25 protein-coding genes are annotated in these 22,371 nt (G+C 66.5%); 11 read left to right on the plus strand and 14 right to left on the minus strand.

Annotated elements, in window-relative coordinates; genetic code table 11:
• Window positions 1-31: 31 nt before the first annotated feature.
• The gene (locus ASE83_RS15105; RefSeq protein ID WP_055792046.1) at window positions 32-712 is read right to left on the minus strand and encodes a glutamine amidotransferase-related protein; all 681 of its coding nucleotides are present in this window, start codon (window positions 710-712) and stop codon (window positions 32-34) included.
• A gap of 127 nt (window positions 713-839) precedes the next feature.
• Here ASE83_RS15105 and ASE83_RS15110 point away from each other — a divergent pair, with 127 nt between their 5' ends.
• Window positions 840-1,034: a hypothetical protein gene (locus tag ASE83_RS15110; protein WP_055792049.1), complete on the plus strand. Its 195-nt coding sequence runs from the start codon at window positions 840-842 to the stop codon at window positions 1,032-1,034.
• Window positions 1,035-1,069: 35 nt separating this feature from the next.
• Here the strand turns inward: ASE83_RS15110 and ASE83_RS15115 are convergent, their stop codons facing one another.
• Window positions 1,070-1,531, minus strand: coding sequence for a hypothetical protein (locus ASE83_RS15115; RefSeq protein ID WP_055792053.1), 462 nt, complete (start codon window positions 1,529-1,531; stop codon window positions 1,070-1,072).
• Window positions 1,531-2,934: an NAD(P)H-dependent flavin oxidoreductase gene (locus ASE83_RS15120; protein ID WP_055792453.1), complete on the minus strand. Its 1,404-nt coding sequence runs from the start codon at window positions 2,932-2,934 to the stop codon at window positions 1,531-1,533. Before ASE83_RS15120 ends, ASE83_RS15115 begins: the two co-directional genes overlap by 1 nt.
• Window positions 2,935-3,147: 213 nt before the next feature.
• On the opposite strand from ASE83_RS15120, the gene ASE83_RS15125 reads away from it, so the two are divergent.
• Entirely contained in the window at window positions 3,148-3,540 is a 393-nt protein-coding gene (locus tag ASE83_RS15125) for a hypothetical protein (RefSeq protein WP_156353246.1), read from the plus strand.
• Here ASE83_RS15125 and ASE83_RS15130 read toward each other — a convergent pair.
• Window positions 3,537-4,673, minus strand: a complete 1,137-nt coding sequence (locus ASE83_RS15130; RefSeq protein ID WP_055792059.1) for a glycosyltransferase — start codon at window positions 4,671-4,673, stop codon at window positions 3,537-3,539. The two genes, ASE83_RS15125 and ASE83_RS15130, sit on opposite strands and share 4 nt — an antisense overlap.
• A complete protein-coding gene (locus ASE83_RS15135; RefSeq protein WP_055792063.1) occupies window positions 4,670-5,560 on the minus strand; it encodes an alpha/beta fold hydrolase in 891 nt (296 codons plus the stop codon). The genes ASE83_RS15130 and ASE83_RS15135 overlap by 4 nt, the downstream gene beginning before the upstream one ends.
• A gap of 18 nt (window positions 5,561-5,578) precedes the next feature.
• On the opposite strand from ASE83_RS15135, the gene ASE83_RS15140 reads away from it, so the two are divergent.
• The 9 genes from ASE83_RS15140 (at window position 5,579) to ASE83_RS15180 (ending at window position 13,608) form a co-directional block, all read left to right on the plus strand.
• On the plus strand, window positions 5,579-7,054 hold the full coding sequence (locus ASE83_RS15140; RefSeq protein ID WP_055792065.1) for a protein adenylyltransferase SelO family protein: 1,476 nt from the start codon (window positions 5,579-5,581) through the stop codon (window positions 7,052-7,054).
• 84 nt (window positions 7,055-7,138) lie between these two features.
• Window positions 7,139-8,548: a succinylglutamate-semialdehyde dehydrogenase gene (gene astD, locus ASE83_RS15145; protein WP_055792068.1), complete on the plus strand. Its 1,410-nt coding sequence runs from the start codon at window positions 7,139-7,141 to the stop codon at window positions 8,546-8,548.
• 84 nt (window positions 8,549-8,632) lie between these two features.
• Entirely contained in the window at window positions 8,633-9,421 is a 789-nt protein-coding gene (gene cobA, locus ASE83_RS15150; RefSeq protein WP_055792456.1) for a uroporphyrinogen-III C-methyltransferase, read from the plus strand.
• Window positions 9,418-9,714: a DUF2849 domain-containing protein gene (locus ASE83_RS15155; protein WP_055792072.1), complete on the plus strand. Its 297-nt coding sequence runs from the start codon at window positions 9,418-9,420 to the stop codon at window positions 9,712-9,714. Before cobA ends, ASE83_RS15155 begins: the two co-directional genes overlap by 4 nt.
• A 149-nt stretch (window positions 9,715-9,863) precedes the next feature.
• Window positions 9,864-11,498, plus strand: coding sequence for a nitrite/sulfite reductase (locus ASE83_RS15160; RefSeq protein WP_055792075.1), 1,635 nt, complete (start codon window positions 9,864-9,866; stop codon window positions 11,496-11,498).
• Entirely contained in the window at window positions 11,491-11,898 is a 408-nt protein-coding gene (locus ASE83_RS15165; protein WP_055792078.1) for a Rid family hydrolase, read from the plus strand. Before ASE83_RS15160 ends, ASE83_RS15165 begins: the two co-directional genes overlap by 8 nt.
• A complete protein-coding gene (locus tag ASE83_RS15170; protein ID WP_055792081.1) occupies window positions 11,895-12,320 on the plus strand; it encodes a DUF934 domain-containing protein in 426 nt (141 codons plus the stop codon). The genes ASE83_RS15165 and ASE83_RS15170 overlap by 4 nt, the downstream gene beginning before the upstream one ends.
• A complete protein-coding gene (locus ASE83_RS15175; RefSeq protein ID WP_082443409.1) occupies window positions 12,313-13,098 on the plus strand; it encodes a phosphoadenylyl-sulfate reductase in 786 nt (261 codons plus the stop codon). The genes ASE83_RS15170 and ASE83_RS15175 overlap by 8 nt, the downstream gene beginning before the upstream one ends.
• Window positions 13,099-13,140: 42 nt before the next feature.
• Window positions 13,141-13,608, plus strand: a complete 468-nt coding sequence (locus ASE83_RS15180; protein WP_055792089.1) for a hypothetical protein — start codon at window positions 13,141-13,143, stop codon at window positions 13,606-13,608.
• A gap of 123 nt (window positions 13,609-13,731) precedes the next feature.
• Here ASE83_RS15180 and ASE83_RS15185 read toward each other — a convergent pair whose 3' ends face one another.
• From ASE83_RS15185 to ASE83_RS15225, 9 genes are read right to left on the minus strand one after another with little or no spacing between them, the layout of a single operon-like run.
• Complete coding sequence (locus ASE83_RS15185; protein WP_055792091.1) at window positions 13,732-15,408, minus strand: GMC family oxidoreductase; 1,677 nt, start codon at window positions 15,406-15,408, stop codon at window positions 13,732-13,734.
• Window positions 15,409-15,432: 24 nt separating this feature from the next.
• On the minus strand, window positions 15,433-16,266 hold the full coding sequence (locus ASE83_RS15190) for a sugar phosphate isomerase/epimerase family protein (protein ID WP_055792094.1): 834 nt from the start codon (window positions 16,264-16,266) through the stop codon (window positions 15,433-15,435).
• On the minus strand, window positions 16,263-16,838 hold the full coding sequence (locus ASE83_RS15195) for a gluconate 2-dehydrogenase subunit 3 family protein (RefSeq protein WP_055792099.1): 576 nt from the start codon (window positions 16,836-16,838) through the stop codon (window positions 16,263-16,265). The genes ASE83_RS15190 and ASE83_RS15195 overlap by 4 nt, the downstream gene beginning before the upstream one ends.
• Window positions 16,835-17,662: a 3-keto-disaccharide hydrolase gene (locus tag ASE83_RS15200; protein WP_055792102.1), complete on the minus strand. Its 828-nt coding sequence runs from the start codon at window positions 17,660-17,662 to the stop codon at window positions 16,835-16,837. Before ASE83_RS15200 ends, ASE83_RS15195 begins: the two co-directional genes overlap by 4 nt.
• A gap of 15 nt (window positions 17,663-17,677) precedes the next feature.
• Window positions 17,678-18,592: a hydroxypyruvate isomerase family protein gene (locus ASE83_RS15205; RefSeq protein WP_055792105.1), complete on the minus strand. Its 915-nt coding sequence runs from the start codon at window positions 18,590-18,592 to the stop codon at window positions 17,678-17,680.
• Complete coding sequence (locus ASE83_RS15210; protein ID WP_235513282.1) at window positions 18,589-18,972, minus strand: c-type cytochrome; 384 nt, start codon at window positions 18,970-18,972, stop codon at window positions 18,589-18,591. Before ASE83_RS15210 ends, ASE83_RS15205 begins: the two co-directional genes overlap by 4 nt.
• Window positions 18,969-20,117 (minus strand): Gfo/Idh/MocA family protein, encoded by a 1,149-nt coding sequence (locus tag ASE83_RS15215; RefSeq protein ID WP_055792107.1) that lies wholly within the window; start codon window positions 20,115-20,117, stop codon window positions 18,969-18,971. The genes ASE83_RS15210 and ASE83_RS15215 overlap by 4 nt, the downstream gene beginning before the upstream one ends.
• Window positions 20,114-21,172, minus strand: coding sequence for a sugar phosphate isomerase/epimerase family protein (locus tag ASE83_RS15220; RefSeq protein WP_055792110.1), 1,059 nt, complete (start codon window positions 21,170-21,172; stop codon window positions 20,114-20,116). Before ASE83_RS15220 ends, ASE83_RS15215 begins: the two co-directional genes overlap by 4 nt.
• A complete protein-coding gene (locus ASE83_RS15225; protein WP_055792114.1) occupies window positions 21,169-22,362 on the minus strand; it encodes an MFS transporter in 1,194 nt (397 codons plus the stop codon). The genes ASE83_RS15220 and ASE83_RS15225 overlap by 4 nt, the downstream gene beginning before the upstream one ends.
• Window positions 22,363-22,371 lie beyond the last annotated feature (9 nt).

Here is a 22,371-nt window from a genome sequence, read left to right on the forward strand (position 1 = left end):
GTGTGAACTTAGTGAACTTTGGCCGAAAAGCTCAGCCTTTTACGCCACTTAGCCATTCACCAATCATCGCCTGTCCCGCACGCACCGCCGCCGGTCCCAGCGTGCGATATTCTTCGGTCAGGGTGCCGCGATGCTTCGGGCAGTCGAGATAATCGAGCCACGCCTCGAACCGGGCATCCTCGCCCATCTCCGCATGGAATTGCAGCGCCAGCAGGTTGCGTCCCCGCCGAAACCCCTGCCGATAGCGCGGCGTCGTCGCCAGCAGCTCGGTCCCCTCGGGCAAGTCGAACGTGTCGCCATGCCAGTGCAGCACCGGCACCCCCGCGACATGGGCCAGCGGCGACTCCACCTCCGGCGTCAGGTCGATCGGCGCGAAGCCGATCTCGCAGCAGGTGCCCTTGTAGACCGGCGATCCCAGCGCCGCCGCTACCATCTGCGCGCCCAGACAGATGCCCAGCGTCGGCCGATCCGCTGCCAACCGGCGCGACAGCGCGGCGATCTCCCCCGGAATCCAGGGATTTTCGGCCACGTCGTACACGCCCATCGGCCCGCCCATGACGATCAACAGGTCGGGCCGGGTAAGGTCGGCGGTGGCAAAGGCCGGGTCGGTCACATCAATCCGGTCGATGGCATATCCCGCCGCCTCGACCGGCGCACGATACCCGGCGCAGCCTTCATACGGAACATGGCGGACGATCAACGCGGACTTCATGGGCACAGTCTATCGTGCGCAAACTGAATGGCACCTGCAATGTTTCTTTGTGTTGCCGTGGCGACGCTTTGGAACCCATGGCCGGCAAAAAACATTGCCCCGCCGTAGCGTAAACAGGAGTAACCCCATGAAGAAGCTCGCAACTATCGTCCTCGCCCTCGCCGCCGGCAGCTCGCTGGCCGCCTGCTCGACCCTTCGCGGCGGCGCGATCGGCGCGGCGGGCGGCGCAGGCGTCGCAGCGGCGACCGGCGGCAGCGTCGAAAAGGGTGCGGCAGTCGGCGGCGTCGGCGGCGCAGTGGTCGGCACCGTCGCCGGCGACTGAGCGCGACAGGCCGGGGCGGCACGGCGTCGCCCCGGTCAACCCGACAGTAGCGCAATCCTCGCCAGATCCTTCGCCCGTCCGAAGCGCGCGAGCATCGCCGCCAACTCCGCCCGGTCGGGAACTGGAATTGACAGCCCGCCACCTATGTCCAGCAGGACTCGCGACCGCGGCGCCACCGGCTCCCAATGGCCCGCATGGCATAGCTCGAACCCGCCCATATACTCGATCGCCACACCCCCAGCCGTCGACGCGGCGTAGAAGCGGGACCGGAACCGCAGATGGTTGTCGCGGGCGCGGACCCGGATGCCGGGAATGGCATCCAGCAGCCGAATATCTTCCATCCCGATCAGGACATCGATGTCGTCCACCGCGACGGGCACCCGCGCGTGCAATGCGACGGCCGTACCGGCGATGATCCACCACGGCTCGGCAGCCGCCCGCAACACGCCGGCGACCATCGCCAGCGCGTCGCGATGCGCAACCGGCAGGTCCGCCATCAATCCCCGGTCAGGATGCGATCGACCAGCTGCTTCACGCTCGGCACGAACCCGTTCGAATAGAAGGGGTCGCGCTTGAAATTATAGGCGGCGTGCCCCGCGAACATCAGGTTCTGGTCGGTCGGCCCGCCATGGGCGATATCCTGCAACGTCTTCTGGATGCAGAAGCTGCGCGGATCGGCCAGCCGCCCGGTCGAGTTCGTCTCGCTATCGGCCCAGCTCGAAAAGCTGCACTGCGACAGGCAACCCATGCAATCCGCCTGATCCTTGCGGATGATGCCCTTCTCGCCCGGCGTCACGAACACCAGCGTATTATCCGGCGTCTTCAGCGCGTCGGTGAAGCCCGCGCCGAACCACTCGCGTGCGCGCAACAGGTCGCCCTGCGTGACCCAGAAATTCTTGCCCTTCACCCCGACGTCGAGCTGGAACACATGGTCGCCCGCCTCCTGCGTCGAAAAGGCGATCTGCCGTTCCGACCGCGCTTCCAGCTGGCGCAGGAACGGGTTGCGGACGGCCGACGAATAGAAACCGGTCGGGCTGAACCGGTGCAGCAGCACCTCGCCCTCCTCGATCTCCATCAGCTTCGCCTTCCACTCCTCCGGGATCGGGCTTTCCTGCGTCAGCAGCGGGCGGGTGCCGAACTGGAATGCGATCTTGCCCAGCTCGGGATTGTCGATCCAGTCGTTCCAGTCGCGCAGATACCACACGCCGCCGGCCATCACGATCGGCACGTCGTCCGAAATGCCGCCCTCGCGCATCGTCGCGCGCAGGTCGCGGACGCGGGGATAGGGGTCCTGCGGCTCCAGCGGATTTTCGGCATTCGACAGGCCGTTATGCCCACCGGCCAGCCACGGGTCCTCATAGACCACCGCCGCCAGCCATTCCGACGCCTTGGAATAGGCCCGCTTCCACAGCGCGCGGAACGCACGGCCCGACGACACGATCGGCAGATAGCTGACGCCATAGGATGCGGTGATCTCCGACAGCTTGTACGGCATCCCTGCGCCACAGGTGACGCCCGACACCAGCCCGCGGGTGCGTTCCAGCACGCCGTGCAGGATGCGCTGGGCGCCGCCCATTTCCCACAGGACGTTGATGTTGATCGCGCCCTTGCCGCCGGCAATCTCCCACGCGCGCCGCACCTGCTGGACCGCGCCCTCGATCGCATATTCGATCAGTTCCTCATGGCGTTCGCGGCGGGTCAGCGCCTTGTACACCTGCGGAATGATCTTGCCCTCGGCGTCATAGCTGTCGGCATTGACCGCCGACACGGTGCCGATCCCGCCCGCCGCCGCCCAGGCACCGGCCGAGGCGTGGTTGGTAGCGGCAACGCCCTTGCCCCCTTCGATCAGCGGCCAGACTTCGCGGCCGTTATAGACGATGGGCGACAGACCTTTGAACAACATGACCTCCAGCGGGAACTTCGCAGCGGGACGAGCGTAACCCGCCACCGCATCCGGCCGTCATTAGTGGCTGGTGCGCGCGATGGCGAGCAAATTGCGTGGCGCGCGTCGGGTGGAACGCTATCGTGCCCTATGCGAACCAGACTTTTGTTTCTTGCCTTTATGCTTCTCCCGGCGAGTTGTGCCGCTCCGCCAAGCCGTGAGCAGGTACTGATGGAGGAGATCGAGCGGACGATCCGGTTGCCTCGCGACGCCGATCCCCTGGAAAGCTATGCCCGGCATTATGCCTTTCGCGGCCTTCAAACAGTGGAGGCGGTGTACGTCACGTCATATGCGCAGCCCAATTTACGCGAAGGAATGGAAGTGATGACCGCCAATGGCTCCCGCCCCGCCACGCCTCGGGAAATTGCGGAGACGGAGGCATTGGATGCTCTCTCACGCGAACAATGGGGCGAAGCCGGGAAGCGATACTGGCATTCCACCCCAGACGCCTTTCCGATGTTGAGCGACGGCGGGTGCGATCAGATCAGCATCCTGTACGACGTTGCGGCCAAGCGTTTCCGGATGAACGGCTGTAGCGGCGAAGTGCCTCGGCCCAATCTCTAACCCAACGCTCCCGGCCGCCCGATCGCGCGCTCGTACAGCGCCTTGTACGCGGCGATCATCTTCGCTTCGTCGAACTCGCCCCGCGCCTTGACACGGTTCGCTTCGCCCACCTCCCGCCGGGCATCGGCATCGACCGCCAGCGCCTGCAACCGGTCGCGCAGATGCACCTCATGCCGGTCGATGCCCATATACGGATGGTTCTCTTCAGCGACCATCGCCATGATGTCGCCGACCGGCGGGGCCACCACCGGCAGGCCGGTCGCCATCGCCTCCATCACCGAAATCGGCTGCTGCTCGCTGCGCGACGACAGCGCGAAGATGTCGAACGACCCCATGTAGCGATAGGGTTCGGGCAGGAAGCCGGGCAGGACGACGCGGTCGTCGATGCCCATCGCCTCCGCCGCGTCGAGGATCGCCTGCCGTTCCGGCCCTTCGCCGACGATCACCAGCCGCACCTTCACCGCGATCCCGCCGACCGCGCGCACCAGCAACGGCAGGTCCTTGACCTCGCGCAGGCCGGCGACGGTGCCGATCACCACCTCGCCCGGTTTGCGCTTCAACCCCGGAATGGCATCCGCCGCAACCGGTTCGGCATAGCGTTCCACCGGAATGCCGTTGCCGATCAGGTGCAGGCGATGTGCGGGCTGCTTCCACGGTCCCCGCGCGACCTGCATCAGCCGCTGCGACGGCACGACCAGCGCCTCGGCCGCGCCCAGCGCGAAGCGGCGATAGAGGTTGCGTACCGGGTTCAGCCGCGTCGCCTCGTCCTCGTTGAAGCCGTCCTCGTGATGGACGACCGGCGGCGCGCCCTTCGCGAACACGCGCTTCGCCATCACCCCGTCGATCGCGCCCCAATTATAGGTCAGCACCAGGTCGAAGCGCGCCATGAACTTCGCGATCGCTTCGTACCGCGCGACCGATGGCTTGCCGGTCAGCGGCGGCGGGTTCTGTGCGATCTCGTATCGGACATGGCTGCCGATCGCCGCGCGCGCCTCGGTCCGTTCGGGCACGCCCGACACGATCGTATGGACCGCGCGGTCGCCCCAGGCGTGCATCAGCCGGATCGCGCGTGCTTCCTTGCCGCCATAGGCGAAGGACGAATGCAGGTGGAGGATGCGGACCGGTGCGCTCACGCCGCCGCCACCCGCGCCAGCAGCCGGTCGATCGCCGCGATCGATGCCGGTTCGGTCAGGATCGGCGCATGACCGACATCGTCGACCGTCGTCAGTTCCGCGCCCGCGACCCGTTCGACCATCGCCTGCGCAACACGCGCGGGCAATATGTCGGACAGGCCCCCGCGCACGATCGCGACCGGCTTGCCCGCCAGCGCTTCATAGGCACGCCACATGTCCGGCCCCGCCTCGTTCCCCGGCACGCGGAACGGCTCGGCGATCTTCATGTCATAGTCGAGGATGATCCGCCCCGCCGAATTCAGCCGGTGCAGCCGCTTCGCCATGTGCAGCCAGTCATGCACCTCGTACGCCGGATAGGCATCGCCATTTCCCTCGGCCAGCGCGCGGGCAGCGTGCATCCAGGTCGGGTGGCTGACCTGCCGGCCGACATAGCCGCGTATCCGCCCCAGCCCCGCCGGGTCCAGCTCCGGCCCGACATCGTTCAGCAGCGCGGCGGCGATCCGGTCGCGGTCGGTCGCGGCCAGCAGCATCGTCAGGATACCGCCCAGCGACGTGCCGAACGCGACGACGCGCGGCAGTTCGAGCTGGTTCAGCAGCGCCTCGACATCCTGCAGATAGACCAGGGGCACATAGGTCATCGGATCGCGGGCATAGCCGCTCTCACCCCGCCCGCGCATCTCCGGCACGATCAGCCGCCATTGCCCGGCAAGCCGGTCGGCGACATCCTCCCAGTCGCGGGCGTTGCGGGTCAGGCCATGGAGGCACAGGATCGCCGGGCGATCCGCCGGGCCGCCCCCCTGCCCGCCATAGTCACGATAATGCAGTCGGAGGCCGTCGTTCGACCACCAATAGCCATCGGTGAAGCGTTGCTTGTCCAAAAGCGCCATCGCACCCCATATCGCCGCATGGCCGAAAACCCGCAACCCGCTCGCTATCGTCCCCGTACCGATATTCTCGGATTGGGCGATCCCTATTACGACGCGGTGACGGCGGCCACGTTTCCGGAGCACATCCTGCGGTTCAGGAACGACCGGGCAGCGGCGGAGGTCGGGATCGTCCCCGCGTCGCGTACCCCCGCGCAGGCGGGGGGCCAGGGCCAATCAGAACCACAGGTAGCGGATGAGACCCTGGATCCCCGCCTGCACCGGGATACCCTCCCCCTAACCGACGCGGCATGGATCGACCATTTCGGGCGCTTCACCTCCCTGCCCGGCAGCCTCCCCGAACCGCTGGCGCTCCGCTATCACGGGCACCAGTTCCAGTCGTACAACCCCGACATCGGCGACGGGCGCGGTTTCCTGTTCGCGCAGGTGACGGACGATCGGGACCGACTGCTCGACCTCGGCACCAAGGGGTCGGGTCAGACCCCCTACAGCCGCTTCGGCGACGGCCGCCTGACGCTGAAGGGCGGGGTGCGCGAGGTGCTGGCGACCGAGATGCTGGAGGCGCTGAACGTGCCTACCTCGCGCAGCTTCTCGCTGATCGAAACCGGCGAGGCGCTGACGCGTGGCGACGAACCCTCCCCCACCCGCTCGGCGGTGCTGGTCCGGCTGAACCACAGCCATGTCCGCATCGGCACCTTCCAGCGGCTGGCCTATGAACGCGACGCGGATGCGATGCGGCGGCTGGTCGATTACGTCCTGACCCGCCTTTACGCCCGCACGCCGGGCAGCGACCCCGCGATCGAGTTGTTCGACGAAGCCGTCGGCCGCATCGCCACGCTGGCCGCGCGGTTCATGGCGGCGGGCTTCGTCCATGGCGTGCTCAATACCGACAATATCAACCTGACCGGCGAGAGCTTCGACTATGGCCCGTGGCGGTTCGCGCCGACGTGGGACGCCGAATTCACCGCCGCCTATTTCGATCATCACGGCCTCTACGCCTATGGCCGGCAGCCCGATGCGATGCACTGGAACGTGATGCAACTGGCCGTCGCGCTGCGCACGGTCGCCGACGCCCAGCCGCTGATCGCCGTCCTCGAAACCTTTCCCGACCGCTATGCACGCGCGGCGGCGGAGGCGGTGTTGTGGCGCCTCGGCGTCAAATCGCACAGCAATGACGAGGACCGCGCGCTCGCCGATGCGGTGACGACCGCGCTGGCGACCGCGCGCATGTCGATCGACGCCTTCTACCACCACGCCTTCGGCGGCTGGCTGCCCGAAGGCGCGGAATGGACCGCGTTCGAGGAAGTCCGCGCCCGGCTGTCCGACTATCGCCCGCGTACCGATCGGACCCACCCCTATTGGTCGGACGAAGCACCCTGTTCGATGCTGATCGACGAAGTGGAGGCGATCTGGGCGGGAATCGCCGAATCCGACGACTGGTCGCGCTTCGATGCGAAGGTCGCCGCGATCCGCCGGATGGGTGCGGCGCTTACCTGATATCAACCCTATCCGCAGCAAACTGGCATCGCGCCGCATTCTGGTTCAAGGATGCGGCGAAGCAGGAACCGGACGAACACCAGTATGCCCGAACTCGTCTCGACCGAACCCGCCACCGGCGCAACGCTGTGGCGCGGCCCGATCAGCAATGTGGATAGCGAAGTCGCCGCCGCCCGTGGCGGTTGGGCCGGCTGGGCGTCGCGCCCGCTCGCCTATCGCATCGAAGCGATGCGCCGCTTCGCCAATGTGGTGCGCAGCCGGTCCGAACCCTTTGCCGACATCATCGCCCGCGAAACGGGCAAGCCGCTGTGGGAAGCGCGGACCGAGGTCGAAACCGTCGTCAGCAAGGTCGACATCTCGATCAGCGCCTATGGCGACCGCACCAGCCAGCGCCGGCTGGAATCGCCGATGAACGCGCGCACCGCGCTGCGGCACAAGCCGCATGGCGTGCTGGGCGTGCTGGGTCCGTATAATTTCCCGGCGCACCTGCCCAACGGGCATATCGTTCCCGCGCTGATCGCGGGCAACGCCGTGGTGTTCAAGCCGTCCGAAAAGACGCCCGCCACCGGTGCATTCCTGGTCGATTGCTACCGGGCCAGCGGCGTGCCCGAGGATTGCATCCGCCTGCTGATCGGCGGCCCGCAGGAAGGGCGCGCACTGGCGGCGCATCCCGACATCGACGGCCTGTTGTTCACCGGGTCGGCCCGCACCGGCATCGCGCTCAACCGACAGTTCGCGGATACGCCGGACAAGATCCTCGCCCTCGAAATGGGCGGTAACAATCCCATCGTCGTGTGGAGCACGCCGGACCTCTACGCCGCCGCCGTCCTGGTGGTGCAGTCGGCGTTCACCTCCGCCGGACAGCGCTGTACCGCCGCGCGCCGGCTGATCGTCGAGCGACGTCTGGCCGAACCGCTGCTGGCCGAAATCAACCGGCTGTGCGAACGGCTCATCATCGGCGAACCCCATGCCGATCCGGCCCCGTTCATGGGTCCGGTGATCGATAACGAAGCCGCCGACCAGCTGACCGAGAGCTTCCTGTCGCTGTCGGCGCATGGCGGGCGGCCGCTGCGCTTCCTGCGGCGGCTGGTGGAAGGACGCCCGTTCCTGACGCCGGGCATCATCGACATGACCGACGCCACCGAACGCGCCGATGTCGAACTGTTCGGTCCGTTGCTGCAGGTGTTCCGCGTCGACAGCTTCGACGACGCCATCGCGGAAGCGAACAACACCCGCTACGGCCTGTCCGCCTCGCTCATCTCACAGGAGCCCCCGCTCTACGACCGGTTCTGGGCGAATATCCGCGCCGGCATCGTCAACTGGAACCGGCCGACCAATGGTGCCTCCTCGGGTGCGCCGTTCGGAGGGATCGGCCTGTCGGGCAACCATCGTCCGTCGGCCTATTACGCCGCCGATTACTGCGCCTATCCGGTCGTATCGGCGGAGGCGGAGCAGGCACGTGCGTCGATCGGCATCGGGTTGCGGAACGAGTAACCGCAGCCCCGCTAAACAATCCCTACCCCACGCCCAAGCAAGCGTCGGTTGCCCGAACGCGACGGGAGCAGCATCTACGCCATCATGGCTACGCTACTCGATCCGACCGCGCGCGGGCGCGTCATCCTTGTCGGCGCAGGTCCGGGCGATCCGGGGCTGCTGACCGTGCGCGCGGTGGAGGCCCTCAAGACCGCCGATGTCGTCGTCCATGACGGGCTGATCGACCCGCGCGTGCTCGACATCGCCCCTCCTTCGGCACAACGCATCTCGGTCGCCAAGCAGCGCGCGCGCCACACGCTGCCGCAGGAATCGATCAACGCGCTGATCGTCGCGCATGTGAAGACCGGCGCGATCGTCGTCCGGCTGAAGGGCGGCGACCCGTTCATCTTCGGTCGCGGCGGCGAAGAGGTCGAAGCGGTCCGCGCCGCCGGCCTGCCGGTCGAGGTCATTCCCGGCGTTTCTGCCGCGCTCGGTTGCGCAGCGGGGGCGATGCTGCCGCTCACCCACCGCGACTGGTCCTCGGCGGTCAGCTTCGTGGCCGGCCAGTGCAAGGGCTTGTCCGAACAGGACTGGTCGGGCCTTGCCGGACAGGGGCGCACGCTGGTGATCTACATGGGCGTCGCGACCGCCGAAGCCATCGCCGACAAGCTGATGGCCGATGGAGTCGCCCCCGACATGCCGGTCGCGGTGCTGGAGCGCGGCACCTATGCCGATGCCCGCGCGCTGCGAACCCTGCTCGCCGATCTCGGTCCGATGGTTGCGCGCGAGGACGTGAAGAGCCCGGCGGTGATCGTCGTGGGTGAGGTCGTCCAACTGGCCGATGCCGAAGACAAGCTCGGCAGTTGGGCCAAAGCGGCGGAGTTGCTGGCATGAAGCTGCTGACCGGAAACGACCTCGCCAGCGGCGACGTCACCTGGTGGACCGGCAGCGAATGGTCGCGCCATGTCGAGGATGCGGCCGATGTCGGCGAGGATGGCGAACGCATCGCACAGGTCGAGGAAGCGGCACGGCGGGTCAACGTCCCCTATGTAATCGACGCGGTGGCAACGCCCGAAGGCCCCCGCCCCGCTCATATCAAGGACCGCATCCGCGCACTCGGCCCTACGGTGCGAACCGACCTAACGCTCAAGCCCGCCGATCCGAACGCCGGAGCGTGGGTGATATAAATCCTCCCCGGCACGGGGAGGGGGACCATGCGCAGCATGGTGGAGGGGGTTGGCCTACTCCACAACGGTTGCGTTGCGCGGCACTCCCCCTCCACCAGCCTTCGGCCGGTCCCCCTCCCCGCATGGCGGGGAGGATTTAGGAAGAGACCATGTACCAGTACGACACCTACGACCAATCCATCGTCGATGCCCGCGTCGCCGAATTCCGCGATCAGGTCGAACGCCGCCTGTCGGGCCATCTGACCGAGGACCAGTTCAAGCCGCTCAGGCTGATGAACGGCCTCTACCTTCAGCTTCACGCCTATATGCTGCGCGTCGCCATCCCCTATGGCACGCTGTCGTCGACGCAGATGCGGGTGCTGGCCGATATCGCCCGGACCTATGATCGCGGCTACGGCCATTTCACCACGCGCCAGAACCTGCAGTTCAACTGGATCAAGCTGGCCGACACGCCCGACATTCTGGAAAAGCTGGCGAAGGTCGAGATGCACGCCATCCAGACCAGCGGCAACTGCATCCGCAATATCAGCTCCGACCAGTTCGCCGGTGCCGCCGCCGACGAATTGACCGACCCGCGCCCCTGGGCCGAATTGCTGCGCCAGTGGAGCACCTTCCACCCCGAATTCAGCTATCTGCCGCGCAAGTTCAAGATCGCGGTGATTGCGGCCGACGAGGATCGCGCGGCGATGCGTTTGCATGACATCGGCCTGCGCATCGTCGAACAGGACGGGGCTGCCGGCGCGCAGGTCTATGTCGGGGGCGGCATGGGCCGCACGCCGATGATCGCACCGCTGGTCGCCGATTTCGTGCCGCTCGGCGACCTGATGAGCTATCTCGAAGCGTGCCTGCGCGTCTACAATCGCTATGGCCGCCGCGACAATATGTACAAGGCGCGGATCAAGATCCTGATCCACGAGATCGGCGTCGACAAGTATCGCGCAGAGGTCGCCGAGGAATTCGCCCATATCAAGACGCTGGGCATCGACCCGCCGCAGGCCGAATTCGACCGGATCGCCGCCTTCTTCGCCGATCCCGCCTTTGCCGACACGTCCGCCGACCTGGCCGTCGATCGCAGCGACGCCGGCTTCGCCGCATGGCTCGACCAGAATACCCACGCCCACAAGCGCGCCGGCTACACGATCGTCACGATCAGCCTGAAGCCGGCCGGCGGCATCCCCGGCGACGCGTCGGCCGATCAGATCGATGTGATGGCCGATCTGGCCGAGGCGCATAGCTTCGGCGAACTGCGCGTGACCCATGCGCAGAATATCGTCCTGCCGCATGTCCGCTCGGCCGACCTGCGCACGGTCTATGACCGGTTGGTCGCGATCGGACTGGCCGAGGCGAATCTCGACCTCATCACCGACATCATCGCCTGCCCCGGCCTCGATTATTGCAGCCTTGCCAACGCCCGTTCGATCCCGCTGGCGCAGAAGATCGCCGACCGCTTCGCGGACCCGGTGCGCCAACGGAACTTAGGCGAACTGAAGCTCAAGATCAGCGGCTGCATCAACGCCTGCGGCCACCACCATGCCGGCCATATCGGCATCCTCGGCGTCGATCGGAAAGGCACCGAGAATTTCCAGCTGCTGCTCGGCGGATCGGGTGCGCAGGACGTGTCGCTCGGCAAGATCACCGGCCCCGGTTTCTCGGAGGACGGCGTGGTCGACGCGATCGAGCGCGTCACCGACCGCTATCTCGCCGAACGGACCGACGGGGAACGCTTCGTCGACACCTATCGCCGGATCGGCATGGAACCGTTCAAGGAGGCGATCTATGGCTAAGCGAGACGCCGTCTTCCCGGCCAACCCGCACGCCCTCTACGCCGAACATGGCTATTCGCCTGCGGTCCGTGCCGGCGACCTGCTGTTCGTATCGGGACAGGTCGGTGCGCGCGCCGACGGCACGCCCGAACCCGAACTGGCCGACGAGATCGCGCTGGCCTTCGCCAATCTGCGCGATGTGCTGGCAGGTGCCGGCTGCACCCCGGCGGACGTGATCGATGTCCAGTTGTTCACGACCGATCCCGACGCGGTGTTCCCGCTGCTGTTCGCCCACCACCCCGCCTTTTGGGGCGCAGGCCCCCTGCCCGCGCTGACCGCCGCCGGCGTCACCTGGCTCGCCGGTTTCCGGTTCGAGATCAAGGTCGTCGCGCGCATTCCCAACGAAGGAGCCGCCGCATGAGCGAGCCGCTACGCCTGCGCGACGATGCCGCGCATGACGAACCCGCCGTAACCCTCGACGCGTTCCTCGGCCAGTCGAACGCCACCGCCGTCCGGATCGAGGCGGGCGACGATGCCCGCCTGCTCCTGCCACATATCGACCGGCTGGCACTGGTCGAGGTCAGCTTCCCCAAGTTCCGCGACGGACGCGGCTATTCGGCCGGGCGCATCCTGCGCGAGGCGGGCTATACCGGTGAATTGCGCGCAGAGGGCGACGTGCTGGTCGACCAGATTCCGTTGATGCGCCGCTGCGGCTTCGACAGCTTTGCCCCGGCCGCTCCGGTCGATCGGGCGGCACTGGCCCGTGCGCTCGACCGCTACGATCATGTCTATCAGGCGGCAGCCGACGGGCATGTCCCGGTGTGGAAATTGCGGCATGGCTGAAGCCGATCCCGACCTGCGTATCCGCGACCGGCTGGCGGTCGGTCCGCGCTTCACCGTGGCCGATGCCGAGGCGCTGAACGCGCGGTTCGACGGCGTGTCGACGCAGGCGATGCTGGCGACGGCGCTGGGCGAAGGGCTGCTCGGCCGCGTCGCCGCCGTGTCGTCCTTCGGCGCGGAATCGGCGGTGCTGCTCCACCTGATCGCGCAGGCCGACCCCTCGGTATCGGTGCTGTTCCTCGAAACCGGCAAGCATTTTGCGGAAACGCTCGCCTATCGCGACCTGCTGGTCGAACGCTTGGGGTTGACCGATTTCCGCAACCTGACGCCCGATGCCGACCTGCTGGCGGCAAGGGATGCGACGGGGCTGCGCTGGTCCTACGATCCCGATGGCTGCTGCGACCTGCGCAAGGTCGAATCGCTGGCACGCGGACTGATCGGCTTCGATGCAAGTTTTACCGGTCGCAAGGCATTCCAGTCCGCAACCCGCACCGCCCTCCCCCGCTTCGAAATCGATACGTCAGACGCGGCGGGGCGGTTGAAGGTCAATCCGCTCATCACCTGGACCCCGGCCGACATCGACGCCTATTTCGTGCGCCACGACCTGCCCCGCCACCCGCTGGTCGAACAGGGCTTTCCGTCGATCGGATGCCAACCCTGCACCAACCGCGTCAAACCGGGCGAAGACCCGCGTTCGGGGCGCTGGGCAGGCTGGGAAAAGGTCGAATGCGGCATCCACACCCCGCTGCCCGATGGCGACCCGAACCTGCCGAGCTTCTGACCCGCGCTTGCCCCCGTCTGCGTTCGCGGGCAAAGCGGCGCGATGCAGCAATCGGCAGTCGCCTATTTCACCAACGGCCGGATCATCGTCGCGCCGGTATCACGGACCCTGTCGGGCGATACCATCGCCACCGCCCCCAAATGGTTCGGGAAGTCGGCGAAGAAAACGGTCGTCGCGCAGGCGATCGCCGAGGCGCTCACCGCATCGCACGACGGCGTACCCGATCCTGCGCCCGACCAATGGAAGCGCCAGTTCATCCCGTTTCAGGACGCGGCGGCGGTCAAGAACTTCAAGAGCTTCATGCGCGATGCGAAGCGCGTGGACATCGACCGAACCGGTGATACCGTTTCGCTCACGCCGTCCGACAATCTCGGCGTCAACAATGGCTTCGAGCCGCGTCCGGGCGATACGCGAACGGCGCCCGCCAATGATGATGAGGCGGTAGCGGGAGCGCTGCTGATCCTCCTCGGACTGCGGCCAGATAACGCACCCGCTTCCGCCGAAAGCTGATCCCGCCGTCATCTCAGCGAAGGCTGGGATCTCCAGCGGCTCCTGCTGCGTGCTACCGGCAGGAGACCGCAGCCTGCGCTGGGGTGACGATTTTGCGCAAACCGTCACCCAAACCAAGGCCGCTTACGCCCAGGCCTTCGTCCGCACCGCATGGTCCGCCGCACGCGCGGTCAGTGCCATGAAGGTCAGCGACGGGTTGACGCACGACACCGACGCCATCTGCGCGCCATCGGTAACGTACAGGTTCGATGCGTCATGCGCCTGACTCCACTGGTTCAGCACCGACTTGCGCGGGTCCGCCCCCATGCGCGCGCCGCCCATTTCATGGATCGCATCGCCGGGGACATGCTCGCTTTCATAGCTGTGAACATTCACCAGCCCGGCGGCCTTCAGCATCTTTTCGCCCTCGATCCGGGCGTCGGCCATCATCTTCAGTTCGTTGTCGCGAAAGGTGACGTCGAACCGCATCAGCGGCACGCCGAACCGGTCTACCTTGTTCGCGTGCAGCGAAACGCGGTTGTCGGCATAGGGCAGGCATTCACCGAACGCGCCCATGCCGAACTTCCACGGACCGTACTGGCGCATCCCGTGCTTCATGTCCTTGCCGAACCCGACCGGTGCGGCCGGATCGCGCCGCGCGCTGCCCTGATAGCCATAGCCCCGGCGGAAGCCGACGCCTTCCTCGCCGTTCAGGTTGCGGAAGCGCGGGACATAGACCCCGCCTGGCCGCCGCCCGAATTCGATCAGGTCGGTCATGCCGGGTACCTCGCCCTCGGCCCCGACGCGGAAGATATGGTCCATGACATAGCGGCCGAGCGTCCCGCTGCTGTCGAAATGGCTGCGACCGCCGCCGGCCATGCGCGAGTTCATCAGGATCTGCGTCGATGCCATCGCCGATGCGCACAGGAACACCATGCCGGCCTGTATCGTCTGCGCCTGTCCGGTCTTCGCGTCGATGAAGCGGACACCGGTCACTTTCTTTCGCGCGGCATCATATTCGAGGTTGGTGACCACCGCATCGGATTGCAGCGTCAACCGCCCCGTCGCGCGCGCCGCCGGCAACGTCACCGCCTGCGTCGAGAAATAGGCACCGAACGAGCAGCCGTTGCCGCACTGGTTGCGGAACTGGCATTTGCTCCGGTTCTGGTCTGGCTTATCCTCGGTCATGTTGGAAAGCCGGGTGTGGATCAGCTTGCGCCCCGGAAACTGCGTCTCCAGCTTCTGCTTCAGCCATTTCTCCGCGACGTTCATCGGCATCGGCGGCTGGAATTCGCTGTCGGGCAGGTACGGCAGGTTCTCGCGTGAACCCGAAACGCCGATATATTTCTCGACATAGCTGTACCACGGCGCGACGTCGTCATAGCCGATCGGCCATTCGCCATCGACGCCTTCGCGCTTGTTCGCCGCAAAATCGTCCGCGCTCCAGCGGAACGTCCAGCGGCCCCAGATCAGCGATTTTCCGCCGACCGCGCCGGGACGAATCCAGTAGAATTTCTCGCCCTCGTCGAACGCATAGGGGTTTAGCCGGTCGTCATTGTAGAATTGCTGGCTGCTCGGCGCGACATAGCCGTGCTTGGCGATGAAATAGTCGCTGTCCATCAGCGGCTTGGGCATCTGGTTCCGTGCCGGCACCTCATAGGCCGGCTTCCCGTCATACGGATAGCCTTCGATATGCTCGACCATGCGCCCGCGATCGAGCATCAGGACGCGCAGGCCCTTTTCGGTCAGTTCCTTCGCGGCGAACCCGCCGCTGATGCCCGATCCGATGACGATCGCGTCGAACCTGTTGGTGGCAGCCATATGTCCCCTCCCAGGGTAATTTTATCAGTAGCGCAGCGCGCGCAGCGTCCGGTAACTGGTCGTGACGTCGGGCAGATAGGGCGCGGGCGCCTCATCATTCTCGACATAGAAATGGCGCACGCCCTTGCTGCCGGGGAGGCGGAACAGCGCGGCGAAATCGGTCTTGCCGGCACCCACCGCGCACATGCTGCCATCGGCGCGCGCATCCTTGACGTGGTAGGCGTAGAGCCGCGGCCCCAACCGGTCGATCCAGCCGCCGACGTCCTCGCCGGCATGGCCGACCCAGTAGAGGTCGAGTTCGACCTTCACCAGCGACGGGTCGGTTTCCTTCAGCAGCCGCTCGTACAGGCTGACCCCGCCCGGCTTCACCGTGAATTCGAAGTCATGGTTGTGATAGGCAAAGCCCAGACCCGCCTGGCGCAGATCCCGCGCGAAGCGATTGATATTGGGCAACGCCTTCGCCCAGCCCGCTTCGTTGCGATATTCGTCGGTCATGTAGGGCAGGATCACCGTATCGGCGCCCAACGTCTTGGCCATCGCCACCTGCTTGTCGAACGAGCCGAGCAGCGCGTCATAGCCGATATGGACCGACGGCGACTTGAGCTTCAGCCGGTCCATCGTCCGCCGCAGCAGCTTATGGTCCATGGCGTCATACCCGCCCCCGCCATATTCGACCTCCCGATAGCCGATCCTGGCGATCGAGGTCAGCGTGGCCACCGGGTCCTTCTGGAACAGGTCGCGCACGGTATAGAGCTGGATACCGACCGCGCCGATTTGCGCGGCGGATGCGGTGCCGGTGGCGGCGAGCGCGGCGACGCCGCCCGCCCCGATCAGGAGGTTCCTGCGATCGATCATCATGCGCTGTAGACCTTGTTGACCTTGGAATAGGGAAAGGCGCCGTCATATTCGCCCGGCACCGGCAGATATTCACGCTCCTGCGTCATGCCGATCTCCGACGTGTAATAGCCGGCGACGACCAGTTGTCGGAACGCTTCGAAGAAGGTCTTGCCCCCTGCGATCTGGCCGTTCATCGCCAGCGTCAGCAGCGCGTCCTGCTGCGCCGGCGTCGCCTTGGCGGTCGATATGCGATAGTCGGCCATCGACCTCGCCTCGATCGCGTCCAGCCCGGCGATGATCGGCACGCGCTCGGCCGGGTAGGACCAGTCGGCGAGCAGCTTTTCAATATATTGCGGCACCCCGGCGGCGATCGCGCCCGGCGTGTCGGTGGTCGGCAATATCCGTTCGCTGAGCGCCGTCATCGCCGCACGCTGAACGGGGGTGAACACCGCGACGCTCGGCGGTCCCTCGCTGATGGCGGGCACCGGCGTCGTGACCGGCCCACCGGCCCCCGCCGCCCGCGCGAGCGGGGCGTAGAGCGCTGTCCCGAACATCGCCGCTACGCCGGCCAGCGCCGTCCTGCGGTCGATCATTTCATACTCTCCTTCAGATCCTGCGCGATGGCGGCTTCGGGCAAGGGACGGACCCAGATGTTGCGGTACGACACCGGCGAATCATGGTCCTGCAACTGGATCGGCGCGGCATCGCCATGCGCCGTATATTTCGCGACCTGCCGCCAGACGGTCGTGCCCAGCATCGCCTGATGATTCTGCACGACCACCCCGTTCAGGAACGCGGTAACATAGGCGGGGCGCACCAGCGACCCGTCGGCGGCGAAGCGCGGCCGTTCGAAGAGGATGTCGTAGCTCTGCCATTCGCCCGGCGCGCGCGACGCGTTCACCAGCGGCGGCTTGAAGCCGTAGACCGCCCCGACCGTGCCGTCGGCATAGGTCGGGTTCCGATAGCCATCGAGAATCTGCACCTCGTAGCGCTGCATGAACCACACGCCGCTGTTGCCGCGATCCTGCGACGATTTGGTCGGCGGATTGGGCGAGCGGAACTCCAGATGCAGTTGCACGTCGCCGAAGCTCTGCTTCGTTACCAGCGCGTTTTCGCCGCCGGCACTGGCGCGCGAAGGTACGGTCATTGCGCCGTCCCTGATCGGCCATGCCATGCGCTGCGGCGTCCACGCGTCGAGCGAGCGCCCGTCGAAGAGCACCACCGCGTCGGACGGCGCGCCGCCCGGCTGCTTCGCGGGCGTCACTACTGCTGGCGCGGGCCGGTCGGAATCATGGACCCGCCACTGCCCGCCGGGCAGCATCGGCGTATCCTTGAACCCGGGCTTGTCCTGCGCGATGCCGGAGGTTGAGAGCGTTATCAACGTCGCGCCGAGCGCGACCATGGTGCGGAGCGTCATCCTCGCCTCCCCCTGTTAAGCCTGATCGATCCGGCGATAGGCGGCGACCAGCGCCTCTTCGCCCGGGCGACCTTTGATCGAATTGCCATGTTCCATGCCGATCACGCCGGCATAGCGCTTGTCCCGCAGCCAGCGGACGATCGTCGCATAGTTGATCTCGCCCGTGCCCGGTTCGTTCCGGCCCGGATTGTCACCGAACTGGATATAGCCGATCTCGTCCCAGCAGGTGTCGAGCGTCGGGATCAGATTCCCCGACTGGATCTGCTCGTGATACAGGTCGGCCAGCACCTTCACGCCCGGACTGTTGGCGCCCCGCGCGACGGCATAGCCCTGTGCGACCGTCTGCATATAGACGCCGGGATGGTTGGTGCGGGTGTTGAGCGGCTCCATCACCATCGCGATACCGTGCGGCGCCACGATCTCCCCCGCGCGACGCATCACGTCGATCACGCGCGCGGTCTGGATGTCGAGCGGGACCTTCGGGTCCATGAAGCCGGTCACGACCGTCATCCGCGTCGCCGACAGCCGCTTGGCCACGTCGATCGACGCCCGGATGTCGGCCAGAAACGCCTCGCGCTCCGCCCCGTCGGTGGCGCCCAGGATCGGCCGCGACTGCGCCCATTTCGGCATGGAGGCGACGAACACCCCCATCGTCATGCCACGCTGTTGCAGCGCCCTGGCCATCGCGGTCTGTTCGGCGACGCTGCGCAGGCCCGCCTCGTTATCCTCCCAGGCGGTGAAGCCTTGGTCGGCGGCATAGGCGATCTGTTCGATCCTCCCGCCCCGGCTGGCGAAGCTGCCCTCGTGCGGCGCGAACTTCAGCGAGAAACGCGCCGCGTTGGAGGGCGGACGCTGTGCCGCGCCGACGCTGGCGGCCAGTGTCGTGGCGGCGGCCCCCGCCATCACCGTGCGACGCGAAACGCCAGTCATTTGGCCGACGTCAGATAGGCGATGATCGCCGCGCGCTTCGCGGGATCGGGCGTCGCGATCGGCATCCGCGTGCCCGGCACCTTCTTGGTCGGGCCGGCAAGATACTCATCCAGCGTCTTGGCATCCCAGCGCAGCTTCGACGCCTTCAGCGCGGGCGAATAATTGAAGCCCGCAACCGACGCCGCCGGCCGTCCGACCACCCCGTTCAGGTTCGGACCGATGCCGTTGCGCCCGCCCTTGTTGACCGTGTGGCATGCCTTGCACGCATTGAACGCAGGCGGTGCGGCAGCCGGCGTCTGTGCGGTCGTCGGCACGGCGGTGGCGAGCAGCGCGACAGTCGCACTGGTCCCGGCGATGGCGAATCCCATCAAAAACTTCATCGAACCTCTCCCGATACATGGGTCCATTTGGCGTCGGACGCGGCGTTCGCGATCATCGCCTCGATAAAGGCCATGGTGCGCAGACCGTCGGTCAACCCCGGCACGAACCGCGTGTCGTTACCCCGAATCTGTGCGGCAAAGCCTTGATACAGATTGGCAAAAGCCTCGATATAGCCCTCCGGATGACCCGAAGGTGTACGCAGCAGCGCCTGGGTCGACGCACCCAGCCCCGGTCCGCCCGCCCGCACCACCTCGGTCGGGCGATCGAGCCAGCGCAGTGTAAGCGTGTTAGGCTCCATCTGTGCCCATTCGAGCGTGCCGCGCTCCCCCGAGACCCGCAGCTTCAGGCCATTTTCCTCACCCGCCGCGACCTGGCTGGCCTTCAGCGTGCCGCGCGCGCCGCCTTCGAAACGCAACAGCGCGCTGACATCATCGTCCAGCCGGCGACCGGGCACATGGGCTGTCAGGTCGGCCGACAGCGTTTCGACCGACACGCCCGCGACATGCTCGGCCAGATGGAACGCGTGGGTGCCGATGTCACCCAGACACCCGCCCAGCCCAGCCCTGGCCGGGTCGGTTCGCCATTCGGCCTGCTTGTTGCCCTCGCCATCGATCGGCAGGCTCAGCCACCCTTGCAGATATTCGACCTGCACCACCCGGACCTTGCCCAGTTCGCCGCGCGCGATGCGGGCGCGCGCCTCCTCGACCAGCGGATAGCCACTATAGGTGAACGCCAGCGCGAACTTCGCCCCGCTGCCTCTCGCGGCGGCGGCGATGGCGCGGGCCTCGTCGCCGTTCATCGCCATCGGCTTTTCGCAGAAGACGTGGATGCCGGCGTTCAGCGCGGCGATCGCCATCGGCGCGTGGAGGTGATTGGGCGTCACGATCGCCAGCGCGTCGATCCGCTCGTCCGCCGGCAGCGCCTGTTCGCCCGCGATCAGCGCGTGGATGTCGCCATAGACGCGCGCCGGATCGAGGTTCAGCGCCGCGCCGCTGCGCCCATTGCGGTCCGCATCGCTGCTGAACGCGCCCGTCACCAATTGCCAGTCTCCGTCCAATGCCGCCGCGTGACGATGGATCGCGCCGATGAACGCACCTTCGCCGCCGCCCGCCATGCCGAGCTTCAGGGGTCGCTTGCCCGTCATTCCGGCGACAGTCCCATCAGCGTGCGGATCGCCGCCCGGTCGACGCCACTCGCCGCGAAATCGTCGAACGGATGGTCGGTCAGGCGGATCATGTGCGCCTCGATGAACGGCGCGCCTTCGGCCGCGCCGTCAGCGGAGTTCTTCAGCGCACATTCCCATTCCAGCACCGCCCAGCCGTCATAGCCGTACTGCGCCATGCGGCTGAACACGCCGGAGAAATCGACCTGCCCGTCGCCCAGCGAGCGGAAGCGCCCGGCACGATCGACCCAGTTCTGATAGCCGCCATAGACACCCGACCGCCCGGTCGGATTGAACTCGGCATCCTTCACATGGAAGCAGGAAATCCGGTCGTGATACCGGTCGATGAAGTCGAGATAGTCGAGCTGTTGCAGCACATAATGCGACGGGTCGAACAGCAGCCGTGCGGCATTATGCCCCTTCACCGCCTCGAGGAAGCGTTCCCAGGTGGCACCGTCGTGCAAATCCTCGCCGGCATGGACCTCGAACGCGCAATGCACGCCGTTGTCCTCGAACACATCGAGGATCGGGGTCCAGCGCCGGGCCAGTTCGGCGAAGGCTTCCTCGACCAGCCCGGCGGGACGCTGCGGCCACGGATAGACATAGGGCCACGCCAGCGCGCCGGAAAAGGTCGCATGGGCCTTCAACCCCAGCCTGGCACTCGCCTTGGCCGCCATCTTGACCTGATCGACCGCCCAGACCTGCCGCTCAGCAGGCTTGCCATGGACTTCCTTGGGGGCGAAGCCGTCGAACAGCGTGTCATAGGCCGGATGGACGGCAACCAGCTGCCCCTGCAAATGGGTCGACAGCTCGGTCACTTCGATGCCGTGCGCCGCCAGCTTGCCGGTCAGCTCGTCGCAATAATCCTGGCTTTCGGACGCGGTCTTCAGGTCGATCATCCGGCTGTCGCACGGAATCTGCACCCCGACATAGCCGAGGCCGGCGGCCCATTCGGCCATGTTCTCGAGACTGTCGAACGGAGCCTCATTGCCCATGAACTGGGCGAGGAAGATGCCCGGTCCCTTCATTCCCGTCATGCCAGCGTCTCCCTGCGGTCGTCACGGAAGGTGAGTTGGAACAGCAGCGCGATCGCGGCGGCGGCGACCGCCGGATAGACCCACATGCCCTGCCAGTCGGCGATCGTCGGATTGGCCGGCAACTGCGCATAGAGCAGCGCGCCGATCTGCGATCCGAGCAGCATTCCCACGCCATAGGTGAACAGCGTCAGCATCCCCTGCGCCTGCGCATTCACGCCCTTCGGCGCGGCGATGATGCCGGTGTAGATCGCACCGGCGACGAAGAAGAAATCGTAGCAGACGCCGTGCAGCGCGACGCCCAGATACACCGCCCAGATGCCCGACCCGCCGTCACCGATCGCGAACAAGGCGTAGCGCAGCGCCCAGGCGGCCATGCCGACCAGCAGCAGCGGCTTCACCCCGAACCGGCGATAGAGCCACGGCATCGAGAACATGAAGACCAGTTCGGACATCTGCCCGATGGCGAGCGTGCCGCCGACATTCTCGATCCCCGCCGCGCCGACATAGGGCGAGGCATAGGCATAATACATCGCCAGCGGGACGGAGATCAGCGTCGCGCACAGGATGAAGATCAGGAAAGACTTCTGCCGCATCAGGCCGAACGCCTCGACGCAGAATACCTGCGCCAGCACGCTGCCGCCCTGCGGTTTGTCGGCTTCGACCGCCGGCAGGGTGATGCTGTAAGCCCCAAGTGCAATCGACACGACCGCCGCGACGGTGAAGATCTGCGGGCTGGCCGACAGCCCGGCCCAGCCGATGATGAGGCCCGATGCGATCCAGCCGATCGTGCCGAAGGCGCGGACGAAGGGGAAATTGTCGGTCCGTTCGCCGAAGCTCTTCAGCGCGATGGTGTTCGCGAGGCCCACGGTCGGCATGTAGAGGATCATATAGCCCAGCAGCAGCCAGACGAACGTGCCGCCGCGTTCGGGCGTGATGAGCGAGGGCATCAGGAACAGCAGCACGCCGCCGACCAGATGCAGGATCACCATCAGCATCTTGGGCGCGACATAGCGCGTCGCGACCATGCCGAGCAGCAGCGACCCGACGATCGACGCGATCGGCCCCATCGAAAACGCGTTGCCGATCAGATTGCCGATGCCGACCGTCTGCATCACCAGGCCGAGCGTGACCTGCCACGCACCCCAGATGAAAAACTGCATGAACATCAATACGCTCAGCCGAACGGTCATCCCGCCATC

Origin of the sequence: Sphingomonas sp. Leaf32 (genome assembly GCF_001421765.1) — a bacterium.
GTDB lineage: Bacteria > Pseudomonadota > Alphaproteobacteria > Sphingomonadales > Sphingomonadaceae > Sphingomonas.

Bases quoted from the DNA above. Each gene is read 5' to 3' on its own strand.
- ASE83_RS15105 (WP_055792046.1), bottom strand. From the start codon at position 712: ATGAAGTCCGCGTTGATCGTCCGCCATGTTCCGTATGAAGGCTGCGCC.
- ASE83_RS15110 (WP_055792049.1), top strand. From the start codon at position 840: ATGAAGAAGCTCGCAACTATCGTCCTCGCCCTCGCCGCCGGCAGCTCG.
- ASE83_RS15115 (WP_055792053.1), bottom strand. From the start codon at position 1,531: ATGGCGGACCTGCCGGTTGCGCATCGCGACGCGCTGGCGATGGTCGCC.
- ASE83_RS15125 (WP_156353246.1), top strand. From the start codon at position 3,148: ATGGAGGAGATCGAGCGGACGATCCGGTTGCCTCGCGACGCCGATCCC.
- ASE83_RS15135 (WP_055792063.1), bottom strand. From the start codon at position 5,560: ATGGCGCTTTTGGACAAGCAACGCTTCACCGATGGCTATTGGTGGTCG.
- ASE83_RS15140 (WP_055792065.1), top strand. From the start codon at position 5,579: ATGGCCGAAAACCCGCAACCCGCTCGCTATCGTCCCCGTACCGATATT.
- astD (WP_055792068.1), top strand. From the start codon at position 7,139: ATGCCCGAACTCGTCTCGACCGAACCCGCCACCGGCGCAACGCTGTGG.
- cobA (WP_055792456.1), top strand. From the start codon at position 8,633: ATGGCTACGCTACTCGATCCGACCGCGCGCGGGCGCGTCATCCTTGTC.
- ASE83_RS15155 (WP_055792072.1), top strand. From the start codon at position 9,418: ATGAAGCTGCTGACCGGAAACGACCTCGCCAGCGGCGACGTCACCTGG.
- ASE83_RS15160 (WP_055792075.1), top strand. From the start codon at position 9,864: ATGTACCAGTACGACACCTACGACCAATCCATCGTCGATGCCCGCGTC.
- ASE83_RS15165 (WP_055792078.1), top strand. From the start codon at position 11,491: ATGGCTAAGCGAGACGCCGTCTTCCCGGCCAACCCGCACGCCCTCTAC.
- ASE83_RS15170 (WP_055792081.1), top strand. From the start codon at position 11,895: ATGAGCGAGCCGCTACGCCTGCGCGACGATGCCGCGCATGACGAACCC.
- ASE83_RS15175 (WP_082443409.1), top strand. From the start codon at position 12,313: ATGGCTGAAGCCGATCCCGACCTGCGTATCCGCGACCGGCTGGCGGTC.
- ASE83_RS15180 (WP_055792089.1), top strand. From the start codon at position 13,141: ATGCAGCAATCGGCAGTCGCCTATTTCACCAACGGCCGGATCATCGTC.
- ASE83_RS15185 (WP_055792091.1), bottom strand. From the start codon at position 15,408: ATGGCTGCCACCAACAGGTTCGACGCGATCGTCATCGGATCGGGCATC.
- ASE83_RS15190 (WP_055792094.1), bottom strand. From the start codon at position 16,266: ATGATGATCGATCGCAGGAACCTCCTGATCGGGGCGGGCGGCGTCGCC.
- ASE83_RS15195 (WP_055792099.1), bottom strand. From the start codon at position 16,838: ATGATCGACCGCAGGACGGCGCTGGCCGGCGTAGCGGCGATGTTCGGG.
- ASE83_RS15200 (WP_055792102.1), bottom strand. From the start codon at position 17,662: ATGACGCTCCGCACCATGGTCGCGCTCGGCGCGACGTTGATAACGCTC.
- ASE83_RS15205 (WP_055792105.1), bottom strand. From the start codon at position 18,592: ATGACTGGCGTTTCGCGTCGCACGGTGATGGCGGGGGCCGCCGCCACG.
- ASE83_RS15210 (WP_235513282.1), bottom strand. From the start codon at position 18,972: ATGAAGTTTTTGATGGGATTCGCCATCGCCGGGACCAGTGCGACTGTC.
- ASE83_RS15215 (WP_055792107.1), bottom strand. From the start codon at position 20,117: ATGACGGGCAAGCGACCCCTGAAGCTCGGCATGGCGGGCGGCGGCGAA.
- ASE83_RS15220 (WP_055792110.1), bottom strand. From the start codon at position 21,172: ATGACGGGAATGAAGGGACCGGGCATCTTCCTCGCCCAGTTCATGGGC.
- ASE83_RS15225 (WP_055792114.1), bottom strand. From the start codon at position 22,362: ATGACCGTTCGGCTGAGCGTATTGATGTTCATGCAGTTTTTCATCTGG.